General features: G+C 39.8%; 5 protein-coding genes. 1 reads left to right on the top strand and 4 read right to left on the bottom strand.

Going from position 1 to position 17,941, the window contains the following annotated elements; all coding sequences use genetic code 11:
• The first annotated feature begins 203 nt into the window (after nt 1-203).
• Nucleotides 204-1,523: a Shedu immune nuclease family protein gene (locus BMZ54_RS15595; protein WP_089913374.1), complete on the top strand. Its 1,320-nt coding sequence runs from the start codon at nt 204-206 to the stop codon at nt 1,521-1,523.
• Between the two features lie 217 nt (nt 1,524-1,740).
• Here the strand turns inward: BMZ54_RS15595 and BMZ54_RS15590 are convergent, their stop codons facing one another.
• From BMZ54_RS15590 to BMZ54_RS15570, 4 genes are all read right to left on the bottom strand, one after another.
• Complete coding sequence (locus tag BMZ54_RS15590) at nt 1,741-3,294, bottom strand: PD-(D/E)XK nuclease domain-containing protein (RefSeq protein ID WP_089913371.1); 1,554 nt, start codon at nt 3,292-3,294, stop codon at nt 1,741-1,743.
• 303 nt (nt 3,295-3,597) lie between these two features.
• On the bottom strand, nt 3,598-4,269 hold the full coding sequence (locus BMZ54_RS15580) for a hypothetical protein (protein ID WP_089913365.1): 672 nt from the start codon (nt 4,267-4,269) through the stop codon (nt 3,598-3,600).
• Between the two features lie 188 nt (nt 4,270-4,457).
• Complete coding sequence (locus BMZ54_RS15575) at nt 4,458-11,561, bottom strand: RHS repeat domain-containing protein (protein ID WP_143081026.1); 7,104 nt, start codon at nt 11,559-11,561, stop codon at nt 4,458-4,460.
• Nucleotides 11,562-11,581: 20 nt separating this feature from the next.
• Complete coding sequence (locus tag BMZ54_RS15570; RefSeq protein ID WP_089913359.1) at nt 11,582-17,698, bottom strand: hypothetical protein; 6,117 nt, start codon at nt 17,696-17,698, stop codon at nt 11,582-11,584.
• Nucleotides 17,699-17,941: the final 243 nt, after the last annotated feature.

Genomic DNA, 17,941 nt, shown 5'->3' with positions numbered 1-17,941 from the left:
TGTGGTGTGGTAATTAATACCCGGATCTAACTGTTCAATTTATTCACTTACAGATTATTGGTAATATTTTATTATATTGATGAAGGGTTGGTCCCTAAGTCTTTACCAGTGTTATTACTTAATAAAGGACCCCAAAATCCTAACAACTCCAAAGAAAGGTAAGTCCAAGGAAAGGTACAATTAAAGCCCCTAAAATCTAAAAAATGGCACAAGAAGATGCTATAAGAGAAGAAAGAATAATTAAGAAAACCGCTATTAAAACTACTTATGAGTTTGAAGACTCCGAAAAAGGAATCAAGATCCTAAGTAAGGAAGTATTTCACAACACCGACAAAGAAATTCACTATCCATGGAACTTTGATGGTTCTCCAAAATACAAAAATATTAAGCAATTCATTTACGAAGGTTTTGATGGCAAGCTGCCGGTTGGTGTCTATAAGGTCGCGACTTTTGGTTACGGTTTTAGCAACAAGCTACAACCCTTAGGTGATTATTTAGGGGAAGTGCTAAAAATTGAAACAGTTAAAATTACTAAAACGGGCACCGCCAGGCTGAGTAAGACAGCTAAAGAAGTTGTGATTACTGAAAAGGACCTGAGAAAATGGTTCGACGTTTTTCAGGTGAAGCTAGATCAACAAAAACAGGAACGGGCTATTTTGGCCCAACAACAGTTAAAGTTGATTTATGAATCAGAAATTGACGAAGTAGAGTTGCTATACGTTAAGAATTCTATTGCAGGAGTTATTTCTACTTGGGGGAATTCTTTAGATGAATTTTCCGAAAAGGATAAAAATGCCATAAAGGAAATGTTCGACAGACTTTCACTTACAGATGATTTTTTTACACCACAGACTCTTCTTGATACAAAATCTAAAATTGACAAAAAGTATATTGATGATGTAATTGACGAGTTCAAAGTGTTAATGAGAATAACAACGGATAGCGACGCAACAGAAAAAAAGTGGCAGGAGTTTCTTGGTACTCATAGTTGGATATTTTCTTATATTTTTTCATTTCCAATCATTTTATTTGAGAATGAGGCATATGTTGGCGGCAAAAATGTTTCTAATACAAATGGCAAGGTCACTGACTTTCTTATTAAAAACAATTTGACAAATAATGTCGCTTTTCTTGAAATAAAAACTCACAAAAGTGAATTGGTAAAAAAGGGTAAAGCCTACCGGGGAAATGATGTTTATGCTATGAGTTCTGATTTGTCGGGGGCAATCTCCCAGGTTTTGAACCAAAGGGATAATTTTCAAAAGCATTATGCGAATCTTAAAGTGGACTCATCCGAAGACTTCGAAACTTTTAACTCCAAGTGTGTTGTTTTAATGGGCCAGATTAAATCACTGGAATCTAAACAACTCAGACCATTTGAATTAATACGGAGTAATAGTAAAGATGTGGAGATCGTTACGTTTGACGAATTACAAAATAGGGTTGAAAATATTCAAAAATTAATTGAAGGAAAATATAAGCAGGTTCCAAAAAAAAGGAAGGCAAAAAAGGTTGCTCAATAAAGAGAGTGCCTGATTAACAGGTTGAAGGTAGTTATTAGAAAACGGGGTTAAAAATTTCCTTATTAGAATAAACAACACTAGAAGCATACTAATAATAGACAAAACGCGACTTACTAATTTTGGTTTTAGAAATAAAGATGTATTGTAAGCTCCCCTAATATTTGATCCAATTGGGATTAGAATTTGCGAATTTTCTAAGGGTTCAAAAGGTCATAGTTTAGATGTATTCCAGAGGAGGGACAAAGCCGAGTGCCTGGTGTGGCCTCGAATAGTTGTAGTCCTGCTGCCATTCTTCCGCCATCAGCCTGACTTCCTGTAAGGTGAAGAAATGGTAAGCATCCAAAAGCTCCCTTCTCAAAGAGCCATTGTTTCGTTCAATAAAAGCGTTTTGTACCGGCTTGACGGGTTGGATGTACAATAACTGAATGTTTCTGTCCTGGCACCATAGCTGCAGTTTGTCGCTTATAAACTCTGGTCCATTGTCAACTCTGATTCTCTGAGGTTTACCACGCAGCTCCAGAAGCCGTTCCAGCACCCTGATAACCCGCAAACTGGGTAGGGATGTATCTACTTCAATCCAAAGCGATTCCCTGTTATAGTCGTCAATAATATTCAACAGCCGGAACCGTCTACCATCCACCAAGCTGTCCGACATAAAATCCATACTCCAGGACTGATTAAGCGCATCAGGAACAAGCAGCGGCTGTTTTACTCGCTCGGGTAGCCGGCGCTTGATCTTACGCCGAATATTCAGTTTTAAGAGCTTATATCCTTTTATCCTATCTCCATTCAAATCATTGAAATTTGAAATGTCACGGGTCTTTTTGTGAGGATCATAAACAAAGCAAAACAACTTTCGAAGCCATTTGCATTCATGGTACGATTCAAAATCTACTTTCAGCTGTTCTATAAAATGAGTTTCGTTAGTATCCTTCTCTTTTATCATTTTTACTTCCACTAAAACTTTTTCCTCTCGTATAACCAAATCTATCTTGGTTGTTTTTGCTCCAACTTTGCCAATTGCATCTTCATCCCGCAGGGTTGGGAAAATGGATTTAAGAATTACATATAAAATATCCTGCACATCATATTCATCATCTATTTTAAAATCAGGATGATCCTTTCTACGGTCTTTAATTATCTTTTGAATAGCATTGCTGAAATTATTTAATACATCCCGCACCACTTCGTCAGCAGTTTTATTGACAAACTTTATTTGCAGTAAAGATCTTTCAATATCCTCCAAAATTATCTGTAACTGTACATCTATCTCAGCGTCTGATGTAATACTTTGCAATGCAGTGTTCAATTCATTTTCGTTTATGGCATCTACGTCTAACACGGTTTTTATAAGTGTTGTTATGGGTAGTTTTTGAGAATTCCGAACCTCCGTTAAAAGCTCTTCTTTAAGGGAAGGTTCTATTTTGCTGAGAAAATACTTTTGTTTTAAGTCACTTTGTTGATATTTTTCTTTAAGACGATAACTACACTCATTCTTGGCTGATAAATACAAGCCCGCAAACTTGAAAACATTTGAAGTTGCATTAATCCCCTTAATTGGAGTTTTTGAAATGATTGTAATTACTTTGGAAACTTCAACGTATTCTTTTTTATAACCAAGTAATGCTACTTCCTCCTCAGGGGATAATTCAAATGAATGATTTGGAAATTCGTCGAAAGATTGAACATACAGATAAGCGGCCAGCTCAATATTCTTATGTTGAAATAGCTTTACCTTATTATTTTTCAATATCTCTCTTAAATAAACCATAGTTTTTCACTTACTGCTTTTAATCTTTCGTAATCCCAACCCTCTACATTTTTAAGTTCTTCAGTCATTCTCGCCATAAGGGAGGGGTACATAATAGTAACTGTTCTTTTGGAAGGCATATAACTTCTATGCGACAAATGTGAGAACCAGTACACCTGTTTTGCGATATAGAACAAACTCGTAAACGTGGAACGCTTGTCTAAATCAATTTTCAATGGCAAATCGCTTTTACTCACGAAATGAAGCAAGGCTGAATGTTTACTGAGTTGAATGTACGTTCCTTGATTAATATCATGGTTTCCATCATTGTAATACAATCGGCAATTGTGGCCATATGCTTACCAAACAAATAAAATAAATGATACGCAGTTTTTCATATTTCCGAAGTGCCCGGCTAATATAATGTAAATTTTTTCCATTTGAAACACAAGAGCCCACTACAACTATGGCGCCCGACGTTTCCGGATCTATTTCTTCAAGTTGATCCTGGTCAAGAATCTTCGGTAGCAGATCATCCTTAAAAGAACCAGCGATTTTATCACAAACGTAATTCGCAAGTTCTTTAGAACCATCGTCCATCAGGTGCAATAAATACTTCGTATTGCTTGGGATATATTGTTGAATATAGCTGTCTAATTTTGCTTTGTAGGATTTACAGTGTTGTGTTCCCCTTATGTGAAATATGATTTGAACAAAATCTATATATACTTCATACTTCTCTTCACGACGCTCCTTATAATGGGCCTTTAAAATAGTTTGCCCGTGCTCAAATGACTTGAACTCGTTAACAAAACTGTTTAGATTATTCTCTCTGTCGGATTTTGCAAGAAGGATTTTGTTGATTTTGGGTGCTTCTAATAAAAAAACATCTCCACTCGCCGGGACAGGGTAAGATCCGTCATCACATAATCCGCATTTCGACTGATGGTATGTCGGGTATGGCTGTATGCCGGTTAGATCACTATCCGATTTCATCAGATTACAAAGGCAATAATCACCTGCTGCGGATGTTTATTGAATTCAATCTTTTGCAGTTGTATCATTTTAATAAAAGCCGGAAAGAACAATCTTTTGGCCAATTCAACAACTATTTTTCCACTGGTGTCAGACCAGGTAACCGTACTTTGATTGATTCGGCAGTGCCTACACGTAATTATTACATATTATTTAAAATCTTTTAATCTTTTTTCCAGTTGCTTTTCATAATTCTGTTCTAGGTTTTGCCGTACTCCATGTCTGCGACTTTGATCAACGCGTTCATCTTGGCTTCTATGCATGGGATTTTTTCCTTTGTTAAAATCAATTTGATCTTTTATTCTATTCTGTATGCTTTCTTTAGTAATCTCTAATTGATCCTCAACTTCATCCTTCGTCATTTCTTTTATTCTTTCCGGTTCAGGTATTCTTCCCGATAATCTTGGCCTTGTTCCATCTGTAGGATATTTTAAGGTAGGAAGATCGTCTTCGCTTTGCCCTCCTTTTTTTGTTTTTTCATTTTCATTTTCATTCAGAATAAGATTACTATACTTATCTCTGGTCGCATTAATTGTAGTATTAAGCGCATCTCTTAACCCCTCTTGCACTGGAGGCGAAGCTAGAATCATGGCGCCAAAGAAATAGGTTGCAAGTGCAATGTCATCAACTATCGCTATTCTTCCATCAGGATCTCTCATCCTTACCGGGTTACCCATGCAATAATTATATGGACTGAATCCAGGCGCCTTATTCTCCAGCGGATCTGTAGAAAACCATTGACCCGTACCGGAACCATACATCCTTGCTCCAAAATCCAGCGGGATATTTCTTTCGTCAACATACCTCTCCATTTCTTTATTATTGAATCCATAACGATAATCAGCAACGCCCGATTTTCTAAATGAACGCGCTGCCATTGAAGTACCGAATGGATAATAATCCTGTGCTGTTAATACATCCGCTTTCCAGCCTGCACCATCAGGAATTCTTCTATCACTCACTGTTACCATTACATTGCCCAAATGATTCACCAACTCATATTCTTTTGAGCCCCTCGCATATGTCAATTCATTCACAGGAGTTAGCGCAGACAGCGGTGTATGCATACGCAACGTACCAGTGCGATTCACGCCATATAGAGGAAATTCTTCAAGAGAGACTTTGCCAGGTGCAAAATTGTAGATGGCTATTATATTCCCTCTCACATCGCGTACATAATAGGTAGCTGTTTTTGTTACTTCATCATATCGAAATGCTTTTTCTGACGCGGCATTACTGGTGAATTCTATATTCATTCCATCTTTGTTGACATTGCGCAGCCTGTCGAACGCCGACCAGGTAAAATCAGTATTTCCAACCGGTGTCGGTCCTTCATTGTGATGTGACAACCTGCCGCCAGCATCATATATATTTTTGTTATCGGGCAACAGGTTGTTTGCTACTGCACTTGCTACCGCATCTGCAATTTTTTCGGATCTGTTTGTTCCTGCGGTATATGTGTACGATAACTGATCGATAGCATTTCCAACTTCATCTTTTCTCAGCAGATCACTCAAGTTGCTGTTTGCATCGTAATTGTATTGCGTGCGGTAAGGTTCGGTGAAACCTCCATTCTGCCAAATAGCCAATTGATTATTTTTTGGCTGGTACACCTTCATGTTCAGCAACCTGTTCAATACATCATAATTGTATGATGTGGCCTGTATGCCGTCTTTTCCATTGAGCACATAAATGGAGGTGATCATGCTCCTGATATTTCCGCTATAGAGTGGTTTTGAAAAACCTGTGCCCATATCCGTTTTTTCAACATCGGGCAGAGTGATGTTTTTGCTGATCGATGTATAATCTCCCGGGAAATAATTCAACCCAAAAGCAAAGGCATCTTTCAAAAACACGGTACCATCATCTTTACCCGGGTCAGTGCCGGCAATCGGCAGACTGCTGTTCACACCTTTCATCCAACCCTGCAATGTATATATATAGTCGAGGCCCTGTATTTTTTCCTGTCCTAATTCCAATCTTGCCAATGGGCCATGCAAGTAAAATTGATACGATGCGTCAACATCTACATCAGCAGGATTTTCCCAAATGCGCGTGGTGGTTTTTACATTTACCAGCCTGTTGTCTGCATCGTATTCATATATATGTATCAATTGGTCGGACTGATTTGGTTGGTACCAGGTGCGATTTACTTTTTTGCTGATTAAATCATAATCATAACTAATCGTCTTGAACCTATTAAAACTAAGATAATCGCACAGCCCTAATCTTACTGCATAATTTTCAAGGAATCTTGAATCCTGAATAACAGTATGAATGTTTCCTTCTATATCATAATTGTAATAAAATGCATGTGTGTAAGGAGTATTATCCATGAATGAACGATGGAACAACGTTGCCGATACACGGTTCCTGAGATTCTGCTGGTTAAGTGTATTCAGGTTAAAATCATATCCTCCATTGATCGCTGCAGGCATGCGATCGTAAAACGTTGTGAATATATCGGTTTTATATTTATCACTTGCATCGAGTTCATCATTGAAATCTTTATTCGACAAATATGCCGGCAGCTTAAAATATGATATGGGTATTTCGCCGGTCTGGATCACTCTTCCGATACTGTCGTAATGTATAAACGAAGCTCTTCTCATGGCAGCATTGAAAGATTGATTGGCATTCTGTTTATATATCACGCGATCTGCTTCATCATAACAGTAACGAGATGTGCCGGCATCAGGTGTACTTTGTGCAATTACATTGTTCGTGGTATTGAAGGCTGCTAGCGTTATCATGGTATGCCTTGTAAATATGGAATCGCCTGTATGAGTGTTGCGGAAGATGGCCGTTTGCTTTGTTTCATCATCAGTGAGTGGTTGCACTCCTTTTGGTGGTACAGTCTTTACAAGATTACCTGCCAGGTCATAATAAAACAAAGTGTAATGATATAATTGTTCATCATAAGCTACTGTGAATTTTTCAAAGGCATGTAGGCAGTGTAGAATGTATTGCGTGCGGAGGCTGTCGGCAAAATGTTGCTTTAACTGGTTGTTGATAATCTCTTCGTTATTGTCTTCCTGTATCTGTTGAATTTGTATACAGTCCGGTTCAGTTACTGTTGGAAGACCAGTCATAACAGGCATGCAGCAAAATGCATTCGCCTTGTTGAATGTACAGCAGGTGCCAAGAGGAAAATCAAAGCTCACTTCGAAAACATCGGTCACTTGCGGTTGCGATCTTTTTTGTACAAAAAGTTTTAAAGTATTTGCCTCCTTGCAATTATCAACTGGTGGGGGAGCAGATAAAAATTCGCTTCCGGTAATTTTCCATTCGGCAAAATTGGTGAACAGAGTATTTGCAGATCGAATGGAGAGGTGGAATTGCGGCGTGTTATCTAATGAAGAAAAATTAAGCGGTATATCAAAATTGTTGGCAACTGGTGTGTTGCTGGTAATATGCCATAAGCTTACAGGATCTTTTCCTTCAGGATAAGCAGCATTGGGGTTTCTGCCTCTCACTAATGCAGAAGGTATCACATTTGCAGCGGCAGATTTTAAGACCTTCTCCAACATATCTATGAACAAACCGGTATATTCTTTTTTATCGCAAGTGGTAATCAGATCGGTAGCAGGCGCACATTCTTTTACTTCAAAACAATTGCTACTTCCTTGCAATACAAATGCAGTGGCGGTTGCATTCCAGGCTGTCAGGGTAAAGGCATTGGGAGTTGCTTCATCTTTCAGGCAGGAGAAATAAACGATGTTTTTCCAATCAAAAGATGCTTCTTTTGTGGCAAGATCGATTGTACAAATTACATCACCGGTTTCTTCATCTACCAGTTTTGCGTTGAGCGTGTTGATCGTAATCAGGGGTACCCATTTAATATGATCACCCTTGGCAATAATAATGTCTGTATTATGGTTCCCGATCATACCCAGCAATCTGCCCGTGATCCTCATTGCAGTGAACAATTGCTTTTTTGCAAACATCTCATTAATAAACTGTACATAGTTCTGCGGCTGTGTGCAGCTAAGACAATTGATATTGCTGTCCGGGGCAGGTATCGGTAAAGAAGAATTGCCTGCAATGAGGTCAGCCAAACGTGCCTGGCTGGGGAATACTGGTTTTTTATTTGCAAATAGTGCACAAAGGTTTTTGTCGCGCGGCCCTCCTGTACATTCTGCGTTACCAATATAATCATTTAACATGCAACAAGCCGGGCGGGTGCTAACGACAATCTCATTGTTCCTCATTTCCTCGATGATCTTTGTTCTTGCCTGTAAATAAAAACTTCTGAATTGTACCCATTCCTCATCCTGTAATTTCAACTCATCGAATATCTTATGATGCATCGGGTAGATGCTTGCATCTGAAAATGTTATATCGGCGCTGAATCCTGCGGCAGCTATAGCAGCCACATCGGCGAGTTTCATAGAATTGAATCCGCCACCCGGGTAAAGGGCGGATATGTCTTTCATGTAACCGGTCATTTTTGTTGCCCGGGTAAGATCGGTGAATAAAGCATCGCTTGGATCAGGTTTCTCATAGGGATCTTTCAACAGGGAAGTGTAAGTTCTATTCGCTGTAACATAATCCGCAATACCTCTCATCTTGTCTTCATATTCAAAAAAATCTTTGTGGGCCATGTTCCATTCATAATAACAATACTCGGGGTGATAAGGCAGAAGCGAGTAAGCCATGGCAGGCTCCCAGTTTTGTAAAAACTCTTCCAGAGAAAGCTCCTCGGGTCTAAGTTTTTGGATTACGCCATTTACTTCTTTATCAATAAATATTTCGTCGCCCATTTTATTCCTGTAATGAAATACAGGGTACCGCCAGTTGCCTTTTGTGGGTAATTGGTTATGATCGTTAAAAACTGAAAGCGGATACTGGTAAATAGAAGTAGCAATATCTCCAGTCAACGGATATTCACCGTCCTGTCCTTTTGGTGACAGATCATTCAACATTTTTTGTATGGAAATGTCATTCAGGCTTTTTCCTACAAACGGTTCACAGTCGCCAGTCACGTGTTGTGGTTGCGGCAAAAATCTCATCTTGGGTGTTCTGATTTTTGTAGTAATGCTGGTGTCGCAACCATCACCAATACTTATAGTTTGAATTTTATAAGGGATCACTGAGCATTCAACAGGTTTTTCCGGGTGTGGTATCAGGTTCCAGCAGGGGTCGTTCAGGTAATCGGCAATGTAGGCATTGATGGCACTGTCGCTTACAGTAAGTGTTTTGCTGATAAAATAAGAACCTGATTTCAATTGAATAGAAGCAGGCGCAATGCTGACTGCAGAAGTACCACTTTCACATTTCCTTAGATCGTTCAATGTGCCGATGGCTATTTTTTTATTGATGTAATCAACACCACAGGCATCCGTCAATTTCATGGTAAGATCATATACGCAGTCGTAGCATAAATTATCAGCCCCCTCTTTGCAAATGCTGAATGGAAATCCATTAGCAGTTACATCATAAATGAGATCGATCTTTGTTGTTTCCCCGATTACCAGGGGATAAGTAGCAGTAACACTCCTGGTATTGAGATCAATCCGGTTTCTATCGGGGTCGGCAAGATTTACAGTAACACGGCGTTTAACGATAGGTTCTATTATCTGGGTAAGATTAGGAGCAGGGTCTCCAGCCAGCGCCGTTGCTATTACATTACCTTTTAAGTTTTTATACGTTACATGCGCCTGCCCATCTCCATCAATATTTATTTCTTTTGAATAATGAGAAGCAAAGCCGATATCGTTGCCAAACACCCTGTCAAGTTCCTGCTGTGAAGGAGTGCCATAGAAAAATTTCTGTTCATGCGTACTGTTGAGAGTAGAGTTGAATGAGAAATCAGGGCCGGGTGAACTTTGCCTGCTGATACGTCCTGAATTGTCTGGAGTATATTCTTTTTGTGTGAAAGGATATCCTGCAGCATCAGCCACATAGGCCATTTGTCTTTTTATCCCTGTAGCACTTGCATCGAAATTTTTATTATCAGGCGAATAATATTTGCTCGCGCCCGATTTGGTGTTGAGCTTATCAGGGAACACTGTACAAATTAGCCTGTCGATATCAAAATCTTTCCATGAGTAACTCTTCTCGTCACTGTTTACATTCAGTGCATTTTGGTAAGCGATCCTGGGTATATGCGCATCGAGAAAACCTTCAGGTATAATGGGTGTAGGCAATACATCGATGGCAGGTCTTCCTGCATTATCATAAATAATTTCATGCACAAGCAAATTTTGCTGTGTGTTCAGGTTCGTTACTTCCTGCCTGTTTCTAAAAGTTCCATCGAAATACACCACGTTATCTTTTCGCTTACCTTCCTCTGAAAAATTAACCAGGTACTGCCAGTTCTTTTTGTCATCTTCATGAATACCTGTTTTTTCAATCTTGCAAAAGAAATTTCCTTCAGCACCCACTGTTTCGCTGATGAGAGATTTTCCTGCATCGGGGGTAGACCATAGTCCTGTAACGATTTTGTCGAAATTGATTCCCCAATATCCTACAGGCCGTACGCGATACACAAGAAAACCGCTTTCGTATACAAGCGGAATCTCATAGTTTGTTTTACTTAACTGCACTCTTGTGCTATTAAACCTGAAATTATATAATGCGTTGGCCTCTGTGATCGGAGCTCCCCTGGCAACATAATTATCTATAAAACTGTATTCAATATCATAAGCAAGTGCCCAGGATACAGGCGACCAGCTAAGGTTTGCATATCCTTTATCGGGAGTAACAGTAATTTGTTGTGTTTTGATCGCCTCTTGCGAATTAGGGGGCAGGTATCTATCAAATTGTAAATGCTGTTTTAAAACAACAATGTCCTGGTTGTTTGCATCGATGGTAATGGGAGTGCCGTTCTCCTCTTTTACAGAAATTGAAACCAGTTTATAATCTACAATTTCCACATCTGCTTTTTCAAAAGCATCTTTTGCCTGGTAAGTACCGATGGTATTATAATTCAACTTCAGGTCTTTTGCTTCTGGAGGTCTCATTGTAGCAGCGCTATTACCTGTAGAGACAGTAAACTTCGCAATAACAGAAAAATTCTTTGCTCTCAATAAGGGAGTAAGAGCAGGAGTATTGATCTCCAATGTAAGCACATGAAAAAGATGTATATCCTTTGCACCTGCAACAGTTTTGTGCGTGCTCGAAAAAATACCCGTCCCTTGCGAAGCAGACATTTCTGCCAAGTTTTTTTTACCTCCGTCGACCAGTTGCTGTTGAGCGTGGGAAATAAACTGCAGTAACAGGACGGAGGACAACAGTAAAAAGCTTTTCATAATTTTTTGCCGTTGATGAATCAAAATCCTAATTTTTCTGATTTCGGTTTTGCACTCCGCACTTCCTTTATCGTCATTATGCCTCGCTCAGTTTCCTTCTTTTCTCTCGTCAATTGTCCTTCATTATCATATTCGTAAAATGTCGCGAAATTCTGTTCATCCAGTATCGCCATCACTCGAAGTTTCACGGGGTCATATACGTATGCTTTCATGCTTGAACTGAATGGCTGTATCCTGATATCATCTACAAACATGCCTGCGTTGGAATTGAAAAGTTGTATGCTCACTTTCGCGGCATTTGCAGGCACGGTAAAATTTTCATTCAGCAATTGCCAGTTGTCGATGATCGGTCCCTTCGATCGTAATGATAGAGCGATGCCGATAGGATTGTTCTTTGAGTCGCGAAACTCGATACTCAACAATGGTTGAGATGCGTCGAGATCATTATTTGTGCGCTGTTCATTTACCCAAAGACTGATCACATATTCCTTACCCGGCACAGGTGAGAATTGACTTACTATATCACACTTGTTCAAAAAATACTGGGGGGCATCATACTTGTCGCGATCAAAAGGATACTTACATTCATTGTCAATTGTTCGCTCCATCGATACTGGCGAACCCTTTTCGATCCACAAACTTTTTGTTCCTGTATGACTGGCTGTTTCGGTAATCCGACTGCCGCCTGTTATGTTCTCGAATTTAAAATGTGGTGGTATCGAACAGCCCGATAAAGGAGATTGAATACTTTTCAGGTAATCGTAGTCTTCAAATCCGTCGAACGCTATTTCATAATAGTTCGCGTTGCCGGCAGTGGCTACTGGCAAATTATATCCGTAACCGATCAATTGGCTTTGCGGTATTTTTAAAGCGTCGAGTGATTCCAGGGTTTTACTATGCGGGTCGGTAACCACAACCTTATCTTTTGTCTGCCATTTTGTTTTATCGATAGAGCTGCCGAATAAAAAACCGTTGATCGGAGAGAGACATAAAGCGAAGTTCTTGTATCCTCCCAAGTCTTTCATAAATTTTTTAGAAGGGTATGTTCTTTCTGTGATATAATGATACGTGGCTCGCGGGCGCCAGTTGCCAAGTATGCCCAACATGTAAGGATTTACAGGAGTGTTCACTGGTACGTTGCAGATGAGAGGATTTGTAACATGCGTGGATGCATCATGACAGGAAACTAATAAGCATCCTCCTGAAAAAGTAAAAGTTCCACGTTGTATGACTGTCGATGCACCATCGCAATTTGATGTGATAGTATAATTGCCGGTCGCCGTTGACGTGGAGGTGCAAAATCCAGGCGGTACCAGCGGTCTGAAATTGCTGAAGCTGATTGTTGCGGTATCAAAACAAGGTTTCCAGTTTGTAAAACCATTATCGAGCACTATTTTAATATTGCCGCATTTGCCAGGAAAAATATCATTGATCTCAGATAGATGAATGGAAGCGCTTGAAGGAGTGCGGATGGAGCCATCATTATTCAGAATGATCTTATAGCCATTCAGGTTAAAGTCTTCTCCGCGGCAAAGACAGGAATCGCGGGTCATGAGAGGATGAATAGCATAATAGCTTTGCCAGTATTCATTATATTCTATGGCTGTTGCGTCGATTACAGTTGTATCTAAAAATAACAGCTTGTCTCCAGCTGAAGGGTCGGCTGAGGTAATGATCTGTCCGGCTGAAGCACCTTGCATATTTTTTCTGCCGGAATGAATAATGCGAACAATGTCGAATGTATTATTCACCAGATTGCCCTGTTCATCGATAATGGATTTTTTGCCTGCTGAATTTTTAAACACCCATGCCTTTGATGGTATGTTGGCTACCAACAGTAATTGATCTCCTTCATGAAATGCAGGTTCTTTGTCGACGTTGGCGGTTGAAAAATTTGTGAATGATTTATTTGCATTTACCGAAGCCGGCCCCATGCCCTCATTAAACCAGTGCGCAGGTAAGTTGGTGGTGAAGTAAGGCCGGTTGTATTCATTGTTGGCTGTGGTAACTATAACCTGGCCAGTGCTGTCGTCGTACAAAATATTTTTTGTGCTGGTGGAAATGCCGTTGTCGTATGCAATGATGCTATCTACAAGACCTGTTCGATATAATAATTTAGTAGTGGTCACACCTCGGTACTGCAATAAATTTTCCGAATAAAAGGGAAGAAAACTGGGAACAGGAAAAGGAATACCCAATACTGCAGGAATGACATCGATATTGAATTGCAGTGCCGGACTTTTTACCAAACTTCTTGTTTCATCGGTAGCAATATTGAAATCGTAGTCGATGCCTACCTGGCTGGCGTGCGAAATTTTTCCGGTGGTGGAGTTGATGGTAGAAACAATATTATTCAATGTACCATTTGCATTTTTGTAGATATATTCTACTCCAGATAGTGGTGCACGCGCATCGAGCGAGGAGTATACTTTGTGCGCTTTCATTTTTCCATGCATGTCATTGATCTCGACATAAAACCCCTGTGAAGCAGTATATTTTTTCAAAGAATAAAATGGACTTACAGATTGAACAGGAACTCCCTGTTTGGTGGTTCTGCTGGTGATTACAGGATAATCTTTTGCTGTATAATACTCGTAGGTTTCAAGCCCAGTTGTATTTTTTGTTACAGTTTTATCGTGAAGGTCGCGTACGGTTACAAGGCTGTAACCCACACTGGGTGCAGGAAAAAATGATTCTCCAAACGGTTCTGTTTTGTAATAATACAATTCAGGTGCAAGCGCATTGGCATTATTAAAGCCTCCTGTGGGAAGGACAAAAGGATTTTCTTCATTGCCGATAGGTTCATACGTGGCCACACCCGAACTGATGGTTTCTTTGCTGCCGTTCAATTGCATGTCGTACGAATATTCCTGTCCATATACAGCAGCATCCGATGATCCGCCGGTCATCAAATCCCAATTATCGTACTGCGTAATTTTTTTAACTCTGCTACCGCTACCGAATTTTCTTCCATCAGGGTTATACAATCTTGCGAATGATGCATATTGATTATCAAGGCATTTGCCTCGCTCCTTATCCATCATTTTTGTTTCATAGCTGTTGAAGAAACCGATAAGTTCACTAAGCGTCGATGGAATATCTTTTACTACGCTCATCACATTATTTACAACGCCTGCATCGGGCTTAATTACCGGTGGATACAATATATGTGTAAGCGTTTTTCTCATCTTTTGCCAAAGCGCATGAGAAACAGGATTCGCTTTCGGATCGATCAGGTCTATTTTTATCCATGAAGGTTGTGAGGGGCCAAAGGGCTTTATCGAATTAAAATCGACGTCGAAAAAACCGCTCGCTATTTCCTTGTCGATATTTGCATTTTTTCCTGCGGTGATAATGCAATTGATATATAACTTTTCTCCTTCCTTGAAATACTTTGAAAAATCTTTAATGCCAGAAATGTTTTTTCCAACATCAACAACAAGTGTTTTGTTTTGAGTGCCATCGTTCTCATATAAGTTGTACGTTTTATTTGCACCATTCATAAACCCTTTCACCTCATACATTTGCATGGCCTGCTTATTTTGTACAAATGCATAGTCTTTGGCCTCATATTCTATTCCTATGGCACCACCTGAAGGAAGTGTGATCTTTATAAGATCCCAGGCCTGCGCGTTTTCATCTGCATCCACTTTATTTTGTGTTGTGTAAGGAAATCTTACGTTGTTGGTACCTGCTTTTATTTTCTTGTAGTTCCCCCATACGTCGATCGCTGTTTCATTGTATCCAAAAGCATGATCGTTTTCATTATTGTATTGAAAGGTGTAATAGCTCTGCGTTTCCTTTTGTGATTTATCGTACTGGAACGCAATTTTTTTCAACGTGAGTTTACCTTCGCCCGTTTTACTTGCAGGCAAACCAGGGCAAAGCGAATACTTATAAGTAAAAAAAATAGTTTTGACTGGAACAGGATCGGTTCCATTATAATCCGCCATCGAATACAGCTTAATCGAATCGATTCTTTTAAGTGATGAGTCACCTTCATCAATACCACCCTCTTCACCTTTTACTTCATAAGCGTCGTCTCTTGACGAATTGAAAAATTCGGCCATGTAATTTTTTGTTTCGATGCTATGTATCATCCAAATTTCTTTTTCCCCATATACATAGCTGGCCATATCATCTTTCGTATCGCACAGGTTAGCGGCGCTATAATTTGCATCCTTGTAAGGAGTCCGCCATTTAAAATGAGGATCTTCCAATGTATAATTAAAGCGCGTGTAAGTACCCAGGTCATCTCTCGTAGGTCCATCGCCGGTTAAGTCGACATAGTCGGCGGAATACACTGCGGTTAAAAGATATGCATACGCGTAAGGTGGAGTTTCGGTAGAAGTAAAATAATGAATGAGCCCATGGCTATTACCTGAAGTGTTATCCGTACCTGCATTAAAGCCGATTGTTTTATTAAATAAATTGCTTTCTGGATTTTCTGTAACATCGATATTGAATGAAACTTCTTTTTGTATTGTGTTGTATGCAGCAATACCAAATTCATATACTGTTCCATCGTCTTTAGTAATGGTAATATATGAAACATGATGGGGTTTCCTGGTAACATTATCGTACCGGGGCAATTCCACAATTTTTTTATTGGCGCCATGATCTTTATAATACACCAGCGGCTTTCTCGCCTGTGATGCTTCAAGTGCAGTGAGAAACTGGAAAGATATATTGGTGGCTTCGGGTCTTTTGCCTATATTTTTTGCCTGCAACTGGTTACCATTTAGTGAATTCTCCAAAATAGATTCGCGCACAGTAAAGCTCGCTGCAGTTGTTCCGCCCAATGCATCAAGGGCATTACTATTTGTGAATACGGTTGTTTCACCCACACTTTTGAAATAAACAGGCAAGCCATTTACACCTGTGCTAAATTGGCAAATGCTTGTCAAGTTGTTATTATTATCCCATGCACCAGAACTTGTATTGGTAAGATTAGCAGTAACATCGATACCCACTTGTGCATAGCCGCCCGTATGGACCTCACCTCCCAGGCTTCCACCCACACTATTTGATTCCATGTTTTCATTGTGTATAATACCTACATCTGTTCTGAACGGGCGAAAAGTTCCAGAAAGGCCCTGTGCGGAAACAGAAAAAACATCATTTGCCAAATAGGTAATCGAAAGATTTTTATCTTCTTCAAAAACTGGGGATTCTTTTTCAGTCCCAATGTCCATAATGCTATTTCTATACGATTGATTCTGGAGATATAAATAGCCGAATGAATTGAGTGGGCGTTGCTGCACGGGGTGATCCTGTATCGCAACATTGCCGTATACCTCGGCTCCTCCAGAGAAACCCCAGATCTCACCTCCAAACCTGAATTTGAAACTGCCTGAATTATTATTTACAGGAAATTCAATCTTTGGTGTAAAGGGAGTTCGCGCCATAGTAAGTGGAAAAGAAGCAGAGCCGTACTGTTGAAGTTTATTATAGTTGAGCAAAAAGCCCGATTGTTTGATTCCTTCCATCGAGCTGATGGTTGCGCCAGCCTGTAGTGAAAAATCCCTGTATTGCAATCCGATGTTGGGTGAAATACTGGCTCCTTCGTTGTTGCTGATACCAATATTAAGACCGGCAGACAATTTTGTCCCTCCGATATCCTTTGCAAACTTTACACCCAGGTTGGTGGCGATATCAACTCCGCGCATATTCGAAAACGTGAGACCGCCGGATACACCCACACCAATTGGCAAACCGAATATTTCTGCATCTACGCCTGCACCCAACCCAATTGTCCATTCTTTTTGTTGCGAAAGTGTTCTTAGAATAACATCACCATTGAAGTCGTCGGGCAATCCTCTCACCGTTCTGTTGATCCTGCCGATGTTGAGTTGCCATCCAAACCCTAGAGCGCTGGCTTCTTCAGTCATACCGATGGCGGATGAATAACTGATATTGATAGGATAGCCGCCATCGAGCTCCAGCAAGCTGATATTATAATTGAGATCGCCCGAAAACATATTCACCATTTGTTTAGCTGAATTGGGTGTGAACCTTTGAATTTCGGGAGTTGATGGACCGCTTGTTTGGGCCATCAAGAAACAAGGTTGATTTGAGATTATAACTGAAAAAAAAACAAAGGTTGAAAGCTTCCAATTGGGGTTTTGAGAGAACATACAAAAATGTTTGATTTATTTCAATAACGATTAAGACTTATCAAAGCAGGAATCTGATCTTACGTACTTATCACAACGTTTCAGGTATCGGGCGATTGTGTTTACTTAAATTTAAGCACAATGCATCTTAGATGGGTATGATTTTAGTAGTAAATCACCCCTTTCTTTCTATCTTGAACATCATTTACTAGAATCAAAAGCGGGCATGCGTAATCGGCTGGCCAAATAGCGTTAAGCTTAAAT

The sequence above is a fragment of the Chitinophaga rupis genome, assembly GCF_900109685.1.
Classification (GTDB): Bacteria; Bacteroidota; Bacteroidia; order Chitinophagales; family Chitinophagaceae; genus Chitinophaga; species Chitinophaga rupis.
This window is presented reverse-complemented; position numbering and strand designations above follow the sequence as displayed.